The following is a 19,110-nucleotide window of genomic DNA, read 5'->3' on the forward strand; positions in this document are numbered from 1 at the left end:
AGAGTGGACGAACCTCTGGTGTACCGGTTGTGACGCCAGTCGCATCGCCGGGTAGCTATGTTCGGAAGGGATAACCGCTGAAAGCATCTAAGCGGGAAGCCTACCTCAAGATAAGATTTCCCTAGGAATTTATTCCTCTAAAGAGCCGTTCGAGACTAGGACGTTGATAGGTTGGGTGTGGAAGCATAGCGATATGTGAAGCTGACCAATACTAATTGCTCGTGAGGCTTGACTATACAACACCCAAACAGTTGTTGTATCAAGCTGAATTCTAAACTAATCCTTGATTTAGTTAATGCGACACAATAAAATTCAGACCCAATAGCCAATCCGTTAATAACTCATTTGGAACAAAGTAAGGCATTACATGCAAAAGCATCAAGCTTAAGCAAAGTAACTAAGACCCGAACAAGTCCATAACAGTTGTGCTGGCGACAATAGCAAGAGTGAACCACCTGATCCCTTCCCGAACTCAGAAGTGAAACCTCTTAGCGCTGATGGTAGTGTGGGGTTACCCATGTGAGAGTAAGTCATCGCCAGCTCATTAATTCAAAATCCCCCTAGCTTAAACAGCAGGGGGATTTTTTTATGCTTTTAATAAAGCTAAAGAATTATAAGTCCCAGAAAAGTATCTAAGCATCATGATCAAATAAATAGAAAGACAAGTATTCGGTCGCAAAAACCGGTCTTTAAATTGTCACTGAATCATCCCAACACTGTCATTTTTTCTTGTTTGAATGGTTTCCCCAATTGCTATTTTTAAACTTTATGAAAAAAAGATCTATTGGCCTTTTTATGGCCGTTGTGTTGGGCTTGAACGGATGTAATGATTCTGATGAAAAGACGCAGGTGACGCCTACACCCTTGATCAATGAGCCAACTTTGGTGGCTTTTGCAAAACTGGATGTGGCCACCTATGCAGAAGGACCAGATTCCGGTGCATATGTGACCGGTGCAAACGGAATTTTGCCGCCATTTTCTGGGCAGCCTGTGCAAGGTTTTTCGGCTGCTTTAAAAAATAATGATGGGACTTATCTGGTGATGTCTGACAATGGTTTTGGCACACAAGATAACTCGGCTGACTATCTGCTGCGTTTGCATGTGATTCAACCAACCTTTAGAACAAAAACAGCAACTAACGCTGAAGTGAAGCATTTAAGTTATGTGCAGCTGCGTGATCCGAATAAACTCATTCCCTTTTCTATTGTCCATCAAGACACGGCCGAACGTTTATTAACTGGTGCAGATTTTGATCCGGAATCGATGCAACGCGCACCGAATGGCGAGATTTGGATTGGAGATGAGTTTGGACCCTATTTACTCCATTTTTCTGCTGAGGGTATATTGCTGAGCCCGCCAATTCCATTACCTAATCCACTGAATCCGGCGCAAGAGCTGCGTTCACCTCAGAATCAGTTCAATAAAGAGCAGCTGAATTTTGTTGAACCGCTGGTACAGCGTAGTGGTGGCTTTGAGGGTATGGCGATCTCTCAAGATGGAAAATATCTGTATCCGCTGTTGGAAAAGCCATTACTGAACGATAGTTCTAATCGTTTAATCGTGTCTGAATTTGATTTGGCGAAAAAGGCCTATACCGGCAAATATTATTATTTTCCGTTACATGCCAGCGCTACAGCAATTGGTGATTTTCAGCTGTATAGCCCGACTGAAGGAATTATTATTGAACGGGATGATAGTGAAAACGATCTGCTGGGCTATAAAAAGCTGATTAAAGTCACGCTCAGCGCCGCTGGTCAGAATATGCAGAGAGAAGATCTGGTCAATTTGATGGATATTGCCAATCCGGATTTACTTTATGGCACTGCGCGAGCGGGCGATATTGCGACCGGCGAGCGCTTTGGTTTTCCGTTTCAGACCATTGAAGATATTGTCATTGAAGGTCCAGACCTGATTACTGTGCTGAATGATAATAACTTCCCGAGTTCAAGTGGGCGAAATGCCAATCTGGCCGATGATAATGAAATTATTCAGATCCGTTTGCCAAAAGTATTGTTCTAAATTTATCAGCAATTACAGAAGGTCACCTCGGGTGGCCTTTCTTTATGAAAATTTTTTTGTATATTTTTTAATAAAAGCATGCTATAAAAATTAAAACAGGCATAAAAATTGCTTATAAAATGCGGTATTAAAAAAGGTGGGTAGTATGAAGTTATCAGTGGGATTAAAAGTTGCCAACTCCCTGTCATTGACACCCCAGTTGCAACAGGCCATTCGTTTACTTCAATTATCAAGTTTAGAACTTGAGCAAGAAATTCAATTACAGCTCGATAGTAATCCATTATTAGAGAAAGTTGAAGAACAGGCCGATGTTGAGAGTCTGTCAGTGGCAGATACAGATCGTGATCAAAAAGACTTAACCAATGAATTAAATGCCGATCATCTGCCAGATGATTTACCGGTCGATACCGACTGGGATGATGTCTATACCCATCAGCCGACCAGTTTGGGTACGCCAGAATATGAAGAGCGTGAAGATAACCGTCAGGGTGTACTGGGTTTAAAAGAACATATGCTGGAGCAGATTAACCTGCTGCATTTTTCTAAAATTGACCAGCTGATTGCTTACTGCATTATTGATTCTCTGGATGATAAGGGCTTTCTGGAAAGCGATATCAGCGAGATTACTGCTTCAGTCCAGCATCTGCTCGATTCGATGGAGTATGAAGATAACATCGAAGACGATGAAGTGCTGGTGGTATTGAAACATATTCAACGGCTGGAGCCGGTGGGGGTTGGTTCGCGTCATCTGGCGGAATGTCTGTTGATCCAGCTGGAAAGTCTGCCGACAAATACCCCATGCCGTCAGGATGCTATGCAGCTGATGACCCATTATGAGTTATTAATCAGCAATGAAATTCCAAAACTACTCAAGCAGACCGGTTTAAACACCGATCAGCTGAAATGCGCGGTCGAGTTGCTGAAAACCTTGAAACCGCATCCGGGTATGGAGTTTGAAGATAAAGAGTCGGATTATCAGATTCCAGATGTGGTGGTGATGAAGAAAAATGACAGCTGGCAGGTACAGCTGAATCCGGATGTCATGCCAAAGCTCCGGGTTAACTCGTTTTATGCCAATATGATTCGTCGTGCCGATCAGAGTGATGACAATCAGTATTTACGTAACCAGATGCTGGAAGCCAAAAACTTTATCAAGAGTATTGATGAGCGGCATAAAACCTTACTGAAAGTGGCAACCTGTATTGTTGAGCATCAGCGTACTTTTCTGGAAATTGGCGCAGAAGGCATGAAACCTTTGGTGCTACGCGATATTGCCGAAGAGGTCGAGCTGCATGAATCTACGGTATCCCGCGTGACCACCAATAAATATATGCTGACCCCGCGTGGCCTGTTTGAGTTGAAATATTTCTTTTCAAGTCATGTTGGCACTACATCGGGCGGTGAAGCATCGTCAACTGCGATTCGTGCCAAGATCAAAAAACTGATTGCTGAAGAGAACCTGCGTAAGCCTTTGTCTGATAACGCAATTGCCAATATTTTAAAAGAAGAGGGAATTGATGTGGCGCGACGTACGGTTGCAAAATATCGCGAATCTTTACATATTCCATCTTCTTCTGAAAGAAAAGTCTTGATCTAGTTTTGAAAATCTGCCTATTCTAGAGATTCATTATGACAACATAATGAATCTTTTTTTCTATGAGGATGAGTCAAAATGATTGCATGAAGGTATCACTGAGCAGCAGTTCTGGTCCTGTACGTGAATCATTTTGATGATGACTCGTCTAATCCTAACGAAGGTGAGGGATAGAATTATGCAAATAACAATTCGTGGCCATCATTTATCAATTACACCTGCAATTGAAGAAAATATAAAAGCAAAGTTCGCGCAAATGACCAAACATCTGGATCAGGTCAATAGTATGCAGGTGAAGCTCAGTAAAGATCATCAGATCGATAAGCATTCTAAAAAAGGCAGTGCCAACCATATCGCAGAAGCGATTATCCGTTTACCTGGAACGGAGCTGTTTGCCCAGGCCTGTGCTGATGATATGTATACATCGATTAAGAAAATGTCAGAAAAATTAAAACGCCAATTAGACAAGCATCGCAAAATGCAGCTGGTTTATCAGCCTGTCGCGATTTAGCTGAAACAATCGGCAAAAAGAGGTTTTTAAAAAACCTCTTTTTTTATATATATAATGTATGTGACTAATGAATTATTTTTTTCATTTATAGTAAAATGACCGGTTTTACACCGTTGGTCCTATAAGAGGTCTTGTGATGAATAATGAACAGCTCGCTGAAATTTTAAAAGCTGCTTTTCCAGAGGCAGATGTAGTCGTTAGTGGGCAGGGTGGTAAATTTGATCTTCGTATTGTCGATGATCAGTTTGAAGGCAAACGTCTTGTTGCACGCCAACAGGCAGTGTATGCGCCGATTAATGCCTTGATCGCCAGCGGTGAAGTTCATGCGGTAACAATTAAAGCAATGACCAAAGAAGAATGGCGTAAAGCAAGCTTATTCGGAGCTTAATAAATTAATGGATAAATTTTTAATTCAGGGCGGTATTAAGCTCGAAGGTGAAGTGCGCATTTCTGGTGCAAAGAATGCAGCATTGCCATTACTGGCTGCCATGATTCTGGCCGACTCACCTATTACCCTGACCAATGTGCCTAATCTGAAAGATGTAAACACACTGGTTAAACTCATTGCGGGCCTCGGTATCACCATGTCTTATGAAGGCGATACTGTGGTGGCCGATACCTCGACCCTGAACAACCAGTTTGCACCGTATGAGCTCGTTAAAACCATGCGTGCGTCTATTTTGGTGCTTGGACCGCTATTGGCGCGCTATGGCAGTGCACAAGTATCACTCCCGGGCGGCTGTGCGATTGGTTCGCGTCCGGTCGATCAGCATTTAAAAGCTTTAGAAGCTTTAGGTGCAGAAATCCAGGTCGAAAATGGCTATGTACATGCCAAAGTCGATGGCCGCTTAAAAGGCGGCGAAGTGGTTTTTGATATGGTAACCGTAGGCGGCACTGAAAATATCTTGATGGCTGCCGTGCTGGCGGATGGTGTCACCACCATCCGGAATGCTGCGCGTGAACCGGAAATCACCGATCTGGCACAAATGCTGATTAAGATGGGTGCCAAAATCGAAGGCCTGGATACCGATACTTTGGTGGTAACTGGTGTAGAAAGTCTGCACGGCTGTGAATATGCGGTAGTGGCGGACCGGATTGAAACCGGTTCCTATCTGGCGGCGGCAGCCATTACTGGTGGCAAGATTAAAACCACGCATACCGATCCGGCCCTGCTGGAATCGGTGCTAGACAAATTTGAAGAGATGGGCGCAGAAGTCACCCGTGGGGATGACTGGATTGAACTGGATATGATGGGTAAACGTCCGAAAGCAGTCAGCTTCCGTACCTTGCCACATCCCGACTTCCCGACCGATATGCAGGCCCAGTTGATGGCGGTGAATGCCGTTGGTCGTGGTTTTGCCACCATCTCTGAAACGATTTTTGAAAACCGTTTTATGCATGTTCCTGAATTGGCACGTATGGGTGCCAATATTCAGGTTGAAGGCAATGATGCTGTGGTAACCGGTGTAGAAAAATTATCTGCAGCACCTGTCATGGCTACAGATTTACGTGCTTCGTTCTCTTTAGTGTTAGCAGCTCTGGCGGCTGAAGGGGAAACACTGATTGACCGTATTTATCATATTGATCGCGGTTATGAAAATGTCGAAGCGAAGTTACAAGGTTTAGGTGCCCAAATTAAGCGAGTAAGTTAATGAGCGATATGAGAAACGATGATCCAAACTTTGACGTAATGGGCAATTTTGATCATGGTTTAACTTTAGCATTAAGTAAGGGACGTATTTTAAAAGAGACACTGCCGCTGCTGGAAACAGCGGGCATTAACTTGCTGGAAGATCCTGAAAAATCCCGTAAGTTAATTTTTCCAACCACCCATAAACAGGTGCGTATTCTGATTTTACGTGCTTCTGATGTGCCGACCTATGTGGAAAATGGCGCAGCAGATTTAGGTGTGGCAGGTAAAGATGTCTTGATGGAACATGGCGCACAAAATGTCTATGAACCATTAGATTTAAAAATTGCCAACTGTAAACTGATGACAGCGGGTAAAGTCGGTATGGTTCGTCCAAAAGGCCGCTTAAAAATTGCGACCAAATATGTGAACCTGACCCGTCAATACTATGCCAGCCTGGGTGAACAGGTTGATGTGATCAAGCTTTACGGTTCGATGGAACTGGCACCGCTGGTCGGCCTGGGTGATTACATTGTCGATGTGGTCGATACCGGAAATACGTTACGTGCCAATGGTTTAGAACCACTGGAAGAAATCTGTAAAGTATCTTCCCGTTTAATCGTCAACAAAGCCAGTTTTAAACGTAAACAGGCGTTGTTAAATCCGATTATTGCCCAGCTAGAACAGGCTGTGGCTGATCGTGAACAGGCCAAACAGGCGTAAGTTGTTCAAATAAAAGACCGCTCTTGAGAGCGGTTTTTTATGGCGGTCTATGAGAACAGTCCTGTTAATACTTTTCTTCAATTTGAGCAAAAGTAATTTTCCATAAAAGTCCGTGGCCCAATGCGCGATTGATACCCACAAAAGCCTTGAAAACAGGTAAACTAATCTTTTCCATATCAACCTTGTGGGTAAATTGATGCGACGTTTATCGACTCAAGATCAGAACTTCAAGCAGGTGTTTGCTGACTTGTTGGCTTTTGAAACAGTGAGTGATCCAGAACTGTTAAAAACCGTAGACCAAATCATTGCTGATGTCCGTCAGCATGGTGATGCTCATGTTCTTAAATTAACTCAGCAGTTCGATCGACATCCCGCGCATCAATTTTCAGATCTAGAACTGACCCAGGAACAGCTTAAAGCTGCCTTTGACGCATTAAACACTGAGGTGCGTGAGGCACTGGAGCTGGCTGCAGCACGTATCCGTGAATTCCACCAGGCGCAAAAGCAGGATGGCTGGACCTATGTTGATGCCTTGGGCAATACCTTGGGTCAGAAAGTCACGCCACTGGACCGCGTGGGCATTTACGTGCCGGGTGGTCTGGCGTCTTATCCATCTTCAGTACTCATGAATGCTGTTCCTGCGCATGTCGCGGGTGTGCCTGAAATTATTATGGTGGTTCCGGCGCCGAATGGTGAGTTGAATCCACTGGTTCTGGCGGCGGCCTATTTAGCGGGCGTGACACGTCTGTTTACCATTGGTGGTGCACAAGCGGTCGCGGCGCTGGCCTATGGTACAGAAACCATTCCATCGGTCGACAAAATTACCGGTCCAGGTAACCGTTTTGTCGCAGCAGCAAAACGTGCGGTATTTGGTCAAGTCGGTATTGATATGATCGCCGGACCTTCGGAAATTTTAGTTTATGCCGAAGGCGAGAATAATGCAGAGTGGTTGGCGATGGATTTATTGTCACAAGCCGAGCACGATACCGTCGCACAAGCAGTATTCATTACACCGGATGAGGAATTATTGAATGCTGTTGATGGCTGGATTGAAAAGCACCTAGAAGCATTGCCAAAAGCTGAGATCGCCCGTACCTCGATTGAAAACCGTGGTGCATTGGTATTGGTGAAGGATCGTCAGGAAGCGATTGAGTTAATTAATCAGGTGGCACCTGAACACCTGGAATTATGCATGGATGATCCGCAAGTGATGGCAGAAGATATTCGTCATGCCGGGGCAATCTTTATGGGACGTTATACCCCTGAAGCGATTGGGGATTACTGTGCTGGTCCAAACCACGTGCTGCCAACCTCAGGTACTGCGCGTTTCTCCTCACCGCTGGGTGTGTATGATTTCCAGAAACGTTCTAGCCTGATCATGTGTTCGCAAGAAGGGGTGAAAACTCTGGCCAAAACTGCGGATGTATTGGCGCAGCAAGAGAACCTGGATGCACATGCGAGATCAGCACGTTATCGTTATCAGTAATTAAAGAAATAGAAAACCTCTCCCTAGCCCTCACTTGCGCTTCATTTTAAAGCTGTGCTTTAAAACTTGCTCAGGAGAGGGAACTTTGAGAATTTAAAAATGAATATCACCACCGAACAAATGCGCTTCTGGAGTCCGGCAGTACGTGAATTAGAACCGTACGTACCGGGCGAACAACCGAAAATCCAGAATTTACTCAAATTGAATACCAATGAAAACCCATATCCGCCATCGCCAAAAGTGGTGGAAGCGGTGCAGAAGGTACTGGCAAACTCGGCGGATGCGTTACGTTTGTATCCAGACCCGGATGCTTCCGAGTTAAAACAGGCCATTGCCAAACAGCAGCAGGTACCGGTTGAGCAGGTTTTTGTCGGCAATGGTTCTGATGAAGTGCTGGCACATATCTTTAAAGCCTTCTTTGTTCAGGATCTGCCGCTGTTGTATCCGGATATTACCTATAGTTTCTACCCGGTCTATAGCCAGTTTTTTGGGGTTAATACCCAGGTCATCCCTCTAAATGACAATTTTGAAATTGTGGTGGATGATTATAAGCAGCCAAATGGCGGCATTATTATTACCAATCCGAATGCACCAACCAGTATTGATATGGGCCTGGCTGCCATTGAGGAAGTGCTTCAAGCCAATCCAAACTCAGTTGTGGTGATTGATGAGGCCTATGTAGACTTTGGTGCCGAATCTGCGGTCAGCCTGGTGGAAAAATACGAGAATTTAGTGGTATGTCAAACCACATCTAAATCGCGTTCTTTGGCTGGTTTACGGGTCGGTTTTGCGATTGCCCAGCCACATTTAATTGCTGCGCTGGAAGCGGTAAAAAACAGCTTTAACTCTTATCCAATGGATCGTTTCGCGATTGCAGCAGCTGTCGCATCGTTTGAAGATCAGGAATACTTTGAAGCGCAGAACCAGAAAGTGATTGCGAGTCGCGAAACACTGGTAGCTCAGCTGGCTGAGCTGGGTTTTAAGGTATTGCCATCGAGTGCCAACTTTATTTTTGCTTCACTGCCAAGTAAAGACGCGGGTGAATTGGCAGCTGAATTGCGTGAGCGTGGCATCATTGTGCGTTATTTTAACAAGCCACGGATTAACCAATTCCTTCGGATCACCATCGGTACCGATGAACAAAACCAGCGTTTAGTGGATACTTTGAAAAACGAGATTTTGGCTTAAGTGAATCCACCCTAACCCTCCTTTGATAAAGGAGGGAACTCTTCCCTCTAGAAAAGGTGAGAAACAATGGTTCTCAAGGGGAGGGATTCATAAAAAAGCGACTCAATTGAGTCGCTTTTTTATTTATTCAGGTGTGTACCAGGTATTGAGTAAATCCAGCATCGCCGAAACCTTATCAAAACATTCCTGATATTCTGCATCACAATCAGAGGCAATGGTAATACCACCACCGGCCCATAACGAAACTTCGTGTTGATATTTTTGAATTGAGCGAATCAGAATATTCCAGGAACCGGTACCATCAAAATTAAAATAACCCATTGATCCGCAATAGGCCCCGCGTGGTGTGCCTTCCAGCTCTTCAATAATCTGCATGGCGCGAATTTTAGGGGCGCCAGTAATCGAGCCGCCCGGAAGTGCAGACAGCAATACATCTAGTGGATTGATCTCTGCTTTTAACGTCGCGGTGATTTCACTCACCATATGATGTACTTGTTTAAATGATTCAATATTGAATAACTTCGGCGTTTTTACTGAACCGGTTTCGGCATAGACACTCAGATCATTACGCAGTAAATCGACGATCATCACATTTTCAGCTTGATCTTTTTCAGAATTTTTTAAGGTCTGTTTAGATTGTTCATCTAATATTGGGTCTGTATAACGTGGCATGGTGCCTTTAATCGGTTTGGTGAGGAGTTGCCGATGAGGCAGAAAATCAATAAATAATTCAGGTGAACAGCTAAGTAATTCAAAGTCATTTATTTTTAAATAACCAGCATAAGGAGCATGGGTTAGCGCCCAAAAATCTGCAGCGGTATTTAATAATAATCCTTCCGCAGAACCTTTAAATTCCTGGGTTAAATTAATCTGATAACAATCACCTGCAACAATATAATCCTGGACTTGATTAAAGGCCTGTTGATATTCAGTTTTATTCCAGCGTGCGGTACAGGCCTGAGTTAATTTAAATGAATTCTCCTGTTTTTGAGCCAACAAATTTTGAATATAAGTCAATAAAAATTCGGCTTGCTGCTCATCGCTGGTGAAATACCAGTGCCCATTTTCCAGGGTTAGAAAACTGTGAAATTGTCCTAGAAATAAACACGGTTGAGCTTTGCTTTGAGTATGAATGTGCTGTTGGGCGGCATAATCGTAGCTGATAAAACCGATCAGTCCACCTTTAAAATAACTGTCGCCAATACAAACAGTTGGCTGCAAAAATTCATCTAAAGAAGGTGCTGCTGTTTCTTCAAGATAATCATTAAAACTGTGCTGCTTAAAATACTGCCATTTATTTTGTTGAATAAGGTAGTAATGTGTTGCTGATAAGCCAATAATCGGTTGGCCATTATTTTCTAAATAAACAAGATGTGAGAGTGAACCCAGCGCTTTTAAAATTTCTGCTGGGGTATAGGGGGATTCACAAAGTACTTGTTTGTAGAAAGATGAGGTGGCCATAAATTTGGAGAAAATCAACAATAAATATCTATTTTACCTGATTCTGCGCCAAGAAAATGCTTATGACCGTTTATCGGCAAGCTGAAAAATATGATCAATAGCAGTTGAACAAAATTTGACAGGGGGATAACTTTGTTAGTGCTATCCAGCCGCTCAAGGAAATACGTAGCAGGTTGCTAAAAACAAATAATCAGCCCGCTGCACAAGAGTGGTAACAATCAAAAAAATAATACTCTTGGGAGAGTAAATATGAAAACATTTACTAAACTAGCTTTAGTATCTTCAATGGCATTAAGTGCAAATGCATTTGCAATGCAGGCAATGGATGATTCAGCACTTAGCGCAACCACAGGTCAAGATGGTTTATCGATTGGTATCGGTATTTCAAAAATTGAAATTGAAAAGCTCTTTATCCATGATAATGATGGTTTAAATGGTACCATTGATAATGCTGGTGCGATTGTTATTCAAGGGAATGGCATTGCTGGTGATGCGAATGAAAACTTTGGTATCGTCGTTGGTGCTAACTATGATGATGCAGGTGCTTATCTACTTGACTCTCGTAACTTGGCAGATTTAAAAATTGACTCTGATGCCGGTGCAGGTAGTGGTAACACAGCCTTTATTAACATCGCAGCTGATGTGTCTGGTCTGGATATTAAAATTGGTGAAATTGGTGTAACTGCTTCGGGTGTACAAGGTAGCGCAAGCACAACCTCGACACTTCGCCGTGGTGGTGTAGATTCGAATTATAATGCCATTATTTCAGGCTTATCGCTTAAGACAGGCCCAATGTCAGCCAATATCCAGTTAGGTGCTGCACCACAAGGGGCGATGATTAAACTGAATACTACGATGATTGGTGGTCTTGAAATTAATAATTTGGGTATTCTTGATAACTCAACGGCAAGTGCTGAGCGTGCAGCAGGTGAGATCTTTATTGAAAGTATTAAAATTGCCGATGCAGATGCTAATAACTTAACCATTACACAAGATGTGCGTGTTATGGGTGCAAGTGTCAGCAACCCGGATGACAAAGGTTATATCCAGATGATTAGCCATGGTGGTGCTAAAGATCACTATGTACAAGGTGTTCATTTAGGTAGCCGAGATGCTGCATCTATCGGTGATGTTGAAATTCAAGGTATGCAAACCTATTTCAGCCCAGCGGCTGGTCAATATCTTCCGGGGGCGGTTATCACTATTCGTGGTCACTAAGTCTTCTATTGAAAAAGCGCGTGTTTTCACGCGCTTTTTTTTACACAAAAACTGTAAAAGTTGGCAAAAATATAAAAAAATACTGTTTTTTTTCTAAAAAAAAGGTATCTTGCTAAATACATGGAAGTAGAGTTCTTACTCTAAAAATAAAAAATGAACTGGCAGAGCTGCCTGGAACTTGAAAAGTAAAAAATTATGTTAGAGATCGCATTAGGCTCGGCATTGATGTATTACGCTGCCACACAAGCCTTCGACTTAAAGGAACAACATCCGGAAACCGTACGCTATACGGAAACACTGGATTCCCGCAATTCTTCTTTTACCCGTATGCATCGTGAGCCTGTACGTATTCAACCTGCTTTACAAGATCAATTTCGGGGCATTGTACGTCAGGCTTATGACTATAGCTGTGGATCGGCCGCTTTAACCACACTGTTAAATGGTTATGTCGGAGCCCGATTGACAGAGCAGCAGACCATGAGTGGTTTGCTACGTTATGGGGAATATGAGCGCATTATTGAACGGCGTAGTTTCTCTTTGCTGGATATGAAACGTTTTGTTGCTGCATTGGGCATGGAAAGTGGCGGCTATCGTGGGGAATTTTCAGATCTGGTCAAGCAGGGCCAGCCCGCAATTGTGCCGATTTCCTATGCCGGTTTTAAGCATTTTGTGGTGTATAAGGCCTATAAGGATGGCCGGGTCTATGTGGCCGACCCGGCACTGGGGAATATCAGTTTTGATGAGCAGCGTTTTAAAGAGGTGTGGGAAAACAATACCTTGTTCCTGATTAATGTGGCGCCTGAATATCGTAAAGACTTCTTGGCTTTACAGGATAGTGATATGCGCCATGTTGAAGATGCCACTGTTAACCATCATGCCTTTGTCAATATTCAATATCCACAATTCTATATGGACAAAATTGCCGATAAAGCCTCGACCATTCGTTTAGAACGAAACATGAATCCTGAGTCAGAGAATTTCGGCGAACATCAGTACAACTTTTTAAGACTCTATTATAAAAGTAAGTAAATATTTACTTTAAAAACGAAAAAAAATTAAAAATTGGAAGGGAAGAAGATGAAATCTAAATGGATGAATAAAACCGTATTGGCTATCAGTATCCAAATGGTCTGGGGAGCAGCTGCTTATGCTGCAGAAGAGCCACAGTTAGGACAATATGAAACAGTAGAAGAGCAGCAGCTTGCGTCAGAAGCCACAGCTCCAGCAGAAAACTCAAGCCCTGAAGAAGTTAGCACTGAAGCAGTTGCTGAGGCCAATATTGAAACAGCAACAGCGACTGCACCGAGTGCTGAGCAGGCTGCATCAACTGCGTTACAGCAGCAGGAAGGGGATGCCACCAAAGAAGCCAATCTGGAAGAAGTCTTTACCTCCAATGAACGCCAATATTCCTTAATCAAAAAAGGCAATATCTCATCTTATTACGATATTGATTATACCTATTATCGTGATACGCAAATTGATATGGAAATGGCGCAAGGCCAAATCTATCAGTTGCGTGTTCAGGAAAATGCATCGCATGCATTGACCAACACCTTCACCGTTCAATATGGATTATTGGATAACCTGACCTTAACCGCCTCTTTACCTTTGGTGGCCAAGACCGATCAATTAAAAGATGCGAATACCGCGGGTCTGGGAGATATTTCTTTAGGCGCACGCTGGGAACCTTTCCCTTTAAAAGCCGGCCGTTTGCCACTAATTTTATTCGGAAATCTTTCGACCAAAACCGGTGATAGCCCGTATGAAATTAATAGCACTACCGAACTTGCGACCGGTAAGGGCTATTATTCTGCAGGGATTGGAGCCAGTACCCGTAAATATATCGATCCGGTGGTGTTGTTCGCTTCAGTCTCAGCCAATTATGGTTTTAAGGAGTCGGGCTTAAACCAGATTCGTGGTCCACGTATTATTGAAGAATTTGAGCCGGGCATTAGTGGTGGTTTCGCCTTTGGTTTTGCCTATTCCTTTAACTACGACGTTTCAATGACCATGTCGTATCAGCAGAGTTTTAATACTGGCGCTGAATTCCTCTATCACACCGGCGAAAGCTATTCTCCGGCCGATCAGACCAGTTCTACCCTGGCCATTTCTTTAGGGGTACGCGTTTCTCCTGAAACGATTGTCAATGGTACTGTTGGTATTGGTTTGACAGAAGATGCACCGGATGTGTCTTTAGGTCTGTCTTTCCCACTCGATATTCTGGGCTTTGGTAAGAAACTTCGCTAAGAGGCTGGTCGTATGAAAATAATTCGACTTCGCCCGTTAGTGTCTGCGCTGATCTTATCGGGCTGTTCGAGTGCTGCTTTTGCACAATTGGGACAAAACCTGTCTGTCGATATCCGTTCCTTGACCATCGGCAACGCGGTCACGGCAGATCCACCGGGCATTAGTGCCATTCATTTTAACCCGGCAGCCTTAACTAAAATTGAAGGCTTGCAAACCGATGTACAAGGGGTGCTGGCGCACTTTGATGTACAGCGTGAGTTTTCTGCGCCAGCCGACTATAACGTATTTGGTTATTCCGATGATCCACTGGTCTGTCATGATGGACCGGAAATTCTGGCTGACTTTTGTACCGACTTTAAAGGTGAAGTATCGGGTGATGTGGAATATGCATCGCTGTATGTGCCGGTACTGAAAAAGTTTGTTGATCTGGGTGAAGGCATGCCACTGGCCGCACCAACAGCAGGGATTGCCTACAATCCGCCGGGGTCTAAAACCACCTTTGCTACTGCGATGTATGCGCCGTTAATTGCCGGTTTTGGTGCTGAAGATGGCAACCCAGGTAACTTCATGGGGCAGCAGGTGGCACTGGAACGGATTACCTATCTGTCACCGTCAATTGCCTATCAGGTCAATGATGAGCTATCAGTCGGGGCATCGGTGGGAATGTCCTACCAGGCCATTGCCATGAATACCGACTTGCGTTTCCCGAATGACCTGATCGGGATGCTGCGGATGATTGATGAAGTCGTCTGTACCCCGTTTAAAGAAAACTCCGATATTATTACCGATATTCTGTTGCTGGGGATTTGTAACGCACAGGAAGGCATGAATCCGTTTGGTCGTTTTGGACAAATGGATCTGGCCGTCGAGCAAAGTCTGAGCCCAAGCTATAACCTCGGGGTGTTATGGGAGCCACGTGAAGATTTCAGCTTTGGTATGGTCTATCAAAGCTCCGCCAAAATGCGGCTCAAAGGTAAATATCATATTGATAATGCCAAGGCGCCGAGTGAGCTGATTAAAGGCTTGATGTCTTCTCCAACTGGGCAAATTCTGGCGGCAATTCTAGGCTTCCCGAACTATATTCCGGCCAGTGAGTCAGGGCTGGTGGCGATGGATTTTGAATATCCAGCGCATTTCCAGGCCGGGATTAAATACAAGGTAATGCCAGATTTACAGGTGAACTTTGATGTCGGCTGGACCGATTATGCCGCTTGGGACAAGTTCAAGTTTGAATTTGACCGCCAGATTTCTGCCCTGAAAATTGCCAAATTATTGTCTGAACATGTCTCTGACAGCTCACTGGCCTTGCCGATGGGCTTCCAGTCACCATGGAGTTGGGGCATCGGGATTGAATATTCTGCTACCGACCGTTTAAAGCTGCGTGCCGGTTATGAACCACGAACCAGTGCGATTCCAGATGACAAGCGTAATACCATGGTACCCATTAATAATGCACGTCTGTTTGGTTTAGGTGTGGGCTATCGTTTTGATGCCGATACTGATCTGGATTTATCGATCGGCTTTCTGCAAAGCCGGGACAAAATTCCAGCCAATACCAGTAGCCTAGCCAACAAAGAAGGGGTGAATAACTTATTACTCAACCCGTATGCGGGACTGAATGTCAAAACCGCTAGCAACATTACAATTTTAGGTCTGAGCTATAGAACACGATGGTAAAAGTGACAAAGCGTTTATCTGGCTTGATTTGCCTGTCTTCACTCTGGGCGCTGTCTTTGGGCTCGGCCAGTGTAAGTTATGCCAATGAGTTTTATACCATTATTGGCCCGGATGGCCGGCCGATGGTGGTACAGCGTAAGGCCGAAACCCGGCCGGCCGCGAAAAAAGAAGCTGTGCCGGTAAACAAAACGCAGGCACAAAGTAGAGCATCGTCTGCTTTGAATCCGGCGCAGCCGCAAGCGCAAATTCCCGTTTCTGAACCTGTCAGAGCTCCTGCTGTTGCAGTCGTACCCACAGTTAGTACTGTACCGACTCAACCAGTCACTACGGTAAAACTCACAGAAAGTATCCCACAAAAAACACCAGATACAGCAGTTGTGGAACAGCCTGTCGTCACACCAGTTGTATCGGCAACCACAAAACCGGTATCAGCTTCATCATCTCCAACGATTACATCTGTCATCCCGCAAACTGAATCTCAGAAAGTATTGAAGACTGTGCAAGCTGATCAACCAGACCGTACTTCATCTTCCGGTTTTACCGAAATGGAAGGGGAGCAGTACGTCAATAATGAATACCTGGAACACAGTGAATTTAACCTGGAGGGGAAAAAGCGTTTTTATATGATGCCGGAAGGCGTAGTTGACAGTAAATTGGGCGGTGGTGCGACCCGGGTGCAGGTGGTAGAACGTGAAAAAGGAGTCGGACAATCGGTGCTGGATCGCCTGTTCAAGAAACGCCAGCCAGAAAGTGTCAAGCCAATGGTGCTGTCATCGACTTATTATCGTATTGCACAGGCCGATGCCATCAGCAGTTTAGGCCAGTCCTGTTTTAACAATAAAAAAATTAAACATGCCAAGACCCTGGCCGTACAGAAAGACGTCAATCTCTGGCCACGTGCACCATTAACAGATGAATTTGATTATGAGGTGGTGAAGCTGGAGGGAGATTTACGCCATCTTCAGGTGAATTCATACGCTTCTAAAACCCGGCAACCTACATTTTACTGGCCTTTTGCCGTTTTTCTGGATGCGCAAGGCTGTGTGATTGAAGGTGCAGGCGGCTACAAGAGCCAGGATACTCAATCCACCTTATTGCAACATGAGCAGGTGGAAGGGGTGATTCAATTGCCGGCTCAAACCCGTTATCTTCTTTTAACCCCGCTGGCATCGGCAATCGATATGGAAAACCGCCAGTTAAGTAATCAAGGCCAATTGAAAATTATTGCCTTAGATCAATAAAAAACATGAGACATCAGGATGAAGAAATCAAATATTTTAGCCTTGAGCAGTACCGCCTTGATGATGGCACTCAGTGGCTGTGGTGGTGAAAGTGCCAATGTCATTCCAGAGCCGAATATTGTGTCGGAAATTAATGGCAGTTGTGTTAGCGGGCAAAACTGTGTGGAGTTTGCCCTGGATTATCCGGTGGATGGCCTGAATTTCACCTGTAGCAGTGATCCAAGCAAAACCTATATTACCCTGATTGCGCCAACCACCAATGCCGCCACCGGTAAATGTAGTGCCGGTGATAAAGTCCATTTCTTTATTCAGGAAAAAACAGAAAAATCAATTAATCTGGGGACAGTAAGCCTAGCTGATATTGGTCTGGCCAATTCGGTCAGTGCCAGCTTGCCGCGTTTAACCCTGCTGGATATTGCCCGTGGCTTAACCGGACAGGCCGTAACCGAACTGACCCCATCGGATTCAACTGTTCAAGTGGCACAGGCAATTACACGTATTTTACAGGCTTTATCAATTGAAAGTTCCAAGAACCAAGAACGGCCGACCATTGCCGGTGATGTGCAGCCACTTTATATTTCTGCGCTAAAAAAAGAACAGCTGGATGATATTTGGGGTTCGGTGACGCTGGAGGATTACCGTTCCGGTGCCTATGTCAGCAAGTTAAGTCCTTGGGTTGACTTGAGCACCGTCAGTGATGCGCAGGCCTTTGACGCGCTGAAAACCCTGGTTTATATGACCAACTCTGCCTCTTATCAGGCCAACTATCCGGTACTGGCTGTGGAGGGTTCGACCTTACCACAAGGTTTATATGGCTGTAATCAGGATGATTGTAAACAGAACTCGAATACCTTAAGACACCTGATTGGCCAGTTCCAGTTGATGACCGATCGCTCGGGTTATACTTTCGGTTATGGCATGCAGTGGCGTGGAACCATGTCGACCAGTAATGAAAACCCGTTATTGACCATTACGGCCGATTTCTTGAAACGTGTCCGTCCGGAACTGATGACCGCAGCGGCACAAAATAACTGGATTAATCCACTGAATGAAACGATCCAGGGGCCTTATCGTTTTAGCATCAACAGTAACCGGACTGAAGATTTTACCGTGACCCAGGGGAAACTGTATAACGATTATATGATTGCCGGCACCGAAGGAATTTATAAAACCCTGACCAAGTTCCCGACAGGAAAGCCGGAAGAATATGGCCGCTGGACCCAGACTATTGGCACGGATCAGTTTAAGGGCTCACTGGATATCTATAAATATTTTCAGGTGAATTTCCTGGATAACCGGATTTTTACTTCGGCGAAAAATGTGGCCTTGGGTGAGCGTTATATTTTCCCGTTATATGCCACTCTGAATTTCAATTTTGCTAATAATGCCGCGCCAGCAATTAAGCTCGGGATTGTGCTGGATGAGCAGGGCAATATCCGTACCGATATTGGCCCAAATCCGACCGCAACCGATCTGTCGGGGACCTGCGCAGTCGCTACAGATAGCAGCACGCCAGAGATTGTGGATAGTAATAATGTCACGCAATATCGTATTGGTGTGCTGGGAGCAACCGATCTGAGCAATCAGGCGATTACCCTGCGGATGATTCTGGCCAATCCGGTCTTTAACCAGCTGAATGGTGCCGTAATTGGTCTGAATACCCGGGTTGACAATACCCAGGGCGAGCAGGCCATGGTGGTAGGTGGTGCGCGGCTGAATATGGGTAATCTGGTCAATCATACCTCGACCCGGATTAGCCTGAGTGACTTCTCCGGCAACAATACCGTGTCATGGAGTAACCTGTATACCTTGCAGCTCAAGACTTTTACCAATCAGGATAGCAACAATGCTACGGATGCCGATAAAGAACTGGCTAAACTCACCGGTGGAACCGTGAGCATCGAAGTGGCGGACTGTTATAACCCGGAACAGGTGCGTATCCAGTAACAGCAATATATTCATTAAAATACAAAAGCCCATCTACGGATGTAATGCCAGTCAGTTAAGAGATTGACTGGCTTTTTCTTGGGTATTTTTGAGGTTTTCCTTTTACAACCCTTGGATAACTCCTCACTCTTCTCTCAGGTATAACATACCGATTAGATTTCTCCATTA

Annotated in this window: 15 protein-coding genes and 2 rRNA genes; 16 read left to right on the plus strand and 1 reads right to left on the minus strand. The window is 44.6% G+C overall.

Going from position 1 to position 19,110, the window contains the following annotated elements:
• The 10 genes from FTU54_RS13760 to hisC all read left to right on the plus strand — a co-directional run.
• A 23S ribosomal RNA gene (locus tag FTU54_RS13760) occupies positions 1-236 on the plus strand; the annotation flags it as partial.
• 191 nt (positions 237-427) lie between these two features.
• Positions 428-542 (plus strand): 5S ribosomal RNA (rrf, locus tag FTU54_RS13765).
• A gap of 226 nt (positions 543-768) precedes the next feature.
• Complete coding sequence (locus FTU54_RS13770) at positions 769-2,019, plus strand: esterase-like activity of phytase family protein (protein WP_168400268.1); 1,251 nt, start codon at positions 769-771, stop codon at positions 2,017-2,019.
• Positions 2,020-2,164: 145 nt separating this feature from the next.
• The gene (locus tag FTU54_RS13775; protein WP_104498596.1) at positions 2,165-3,616 is read left to right on the plus strand and encodes an RNA polymerase factor sigma-54; all 1,452 of its coding nucleotides are present in this window, start codon (positions 2,165-2,167) and stop codon (positions 3,614-3,616) included.
• Between the two features lie 175 nt (positions 3,617-3,791).
• Positions 3,792-4,124 (plus strand): ribosome hibernation-promoting factor, HPF/YfiA family, encoded by a 333-nt coding sequence (hpf, locus tag FTU54_RS13780; protein ID WP_005179935.1) that lies wholly within the window; start codon positions 3,792-3,794, stop codon positions 4,122-4,124.
• 136 nt (positions 4,125-4,260) lie between these two features.
• On the plus strand, positions 4,261-4,512 hold the full coding sequence (gene ibaG, locus FTU54_RS13785) for a BolA family iron metabolism protein IbaG (protein ID WP_005179933.1): 252 nt from the start codon (positions 4,261-4,263) through the stop codon (positions 4,510-4,512).
• Between the two features lie 7 nt (positions 4,513-4,519).
• On the plus strand, positions 4,520-5,776 hold the full coding sequence (gene murA, locus FTU54_RS13790) for a UDP-N-acetylglucosamine 1-carboxyvinyltransferase (protein WP_005179929.1): 1,257 nt from the start codon (positions 4,520-4,522) through the stop codon (positions 5,774-5,776).
• The gene (hisG, locus tag FTU54_RS13795; protein ID WP_005179926.1) at positions 5,776-6,477 is read left to right on the plus strand and encodes an ATP phosphoribosyltransferase; all 702 of its coding nucleotides are present in this window, start codon (positions 5,776-5,778) and stop codon (positions 6,475-6,477) included. The genes murA and hisG overlap by 1 nt, the downstream gene beginning before the upstream one ends.
• Positions 6,478-6,661: 184 nt before the next feature.
• Positions 6,662-7,963, plus strand: coding sequence for a histidinol dehydrogenase (gene hisD / locus FTU54_RS13800; RefSeq protein WP_168370025.1), 1,302 nt, complete (start codon positions 6,662-6,664; stop codon positions 7,961-7,963).
• Positions 7,964-8,062: 99 nt separating this feature from the next.
• Entirely contained in the window at positions 8,063-9,151 is a 1,089-nt protein-coding gene (gene hisC / locus FTU54_RS13805; RefSeq protein WP_005179917.1) for a histidinol-phosphate transaminase, read from the plus strand.
• Positions 9,152-9,274: 123 nt separating this feature from the next.
• Here the strand turns inward: hisC and FTU54_RS13810 are convergent, their stop codons facing one another.
• A complete protein-coding gene (locus tag FTU54_RS13810; protein WP_168400270.1) occupies positions 9,275-10,612 on the minus strand; it encodes an anthranilate synthase component I family protein in 1,338 nt (445 codons plus the stop codon).
• A 249-nt stretch (positions 10,613-10,861) separates the two neighbouring features.
• Between FTU54_RS13810 and FTU54_RS13815 the strand changes: the two genes are divergently transcribed.
• From FTU54_RS13815 to FTU54_RS13840, 6 genes are all read left to right on the plus strand, one after another.
• Positions 10,862-11,830, plus strand: a complete 969-nt coding sequence (locus FTU54_RS13815) for a DUF6160 family protein (RefSeq protein ID WP_168407592.1) — start codon at positions 10,862-10,864, stop codon at positions 11,828-11,830.
• 195 nt (positions 11,831-12,025) lie between these two features.
• On the plus strand, positions 12,026-12,859 hold the full coding sequence (locus FTU54_RS13820) for a C39 family peptidase (RefSeq protein ID WP_156188807.1): 834 nt from the start codon (positions 12,026-12,028) through the stop codon (positions 12,857-12,859).
• 48 nt (positions 12,860-12,907) lie between these two features.
• On the plus strand, positions 12,908-14,077 hold the full coding sequence (locus tag FTU54_RS13825) for a hypothetical protein (protein ID WP_104489475.1): 1,170 nt from the start codon (positions 12,908-12,910) through the stop codon (positions 14,075-14,077).
• Between the two features lie 12 nt (positions 14,078-14,089).
• Positions 14,090-15,754, plus strand: a complete 1,665-nt coding sequence (locus tag FTU54_RS13830) for an OmpP1/FadL family transporter (RefSeq protein WP_180074842.1) — start codon at positions 14,090-14,092, stop codon at positions 15,752-15,754.
• Complete coding sequence (gene filE, locus FTU54_RS13835; protein WP_005179905.1) at positions 15,748-16,995, plus strand: putative pilus assembly protein FilE; 1,248 nt, start codon at positions 15,748-15,750, stop codon at positions 16,993-16,995. The genes FTU54_RS13830 and filE overlap by 7 nt, the downstream gene beginning before the upstream one ends.
• 18 nt (positions 16,996-17,013) lie before the next feature.
• A complete protein-coding gene (locus tag FTU54_RS13840; protein ID WP_180074843.1) occupies positions 17,014-18,942 on the plus strand; it encodes a flagellar protein FilF in 1,929 nt (642 codons plus the stop codon).
• Positions 18,943-19,110 lie beyond the last annotated feature (168 nt).

This window comes from Acinetobacter sp. YH12116, assembly GCF_013418895.1.
Taxonomy (GTDB): Bacteria; Pseudomonadota; Gammaproteobacteria; order Pseudomonadales; family Moraxellaceae; genus Acinetobacter; species Acinetobacter indicus.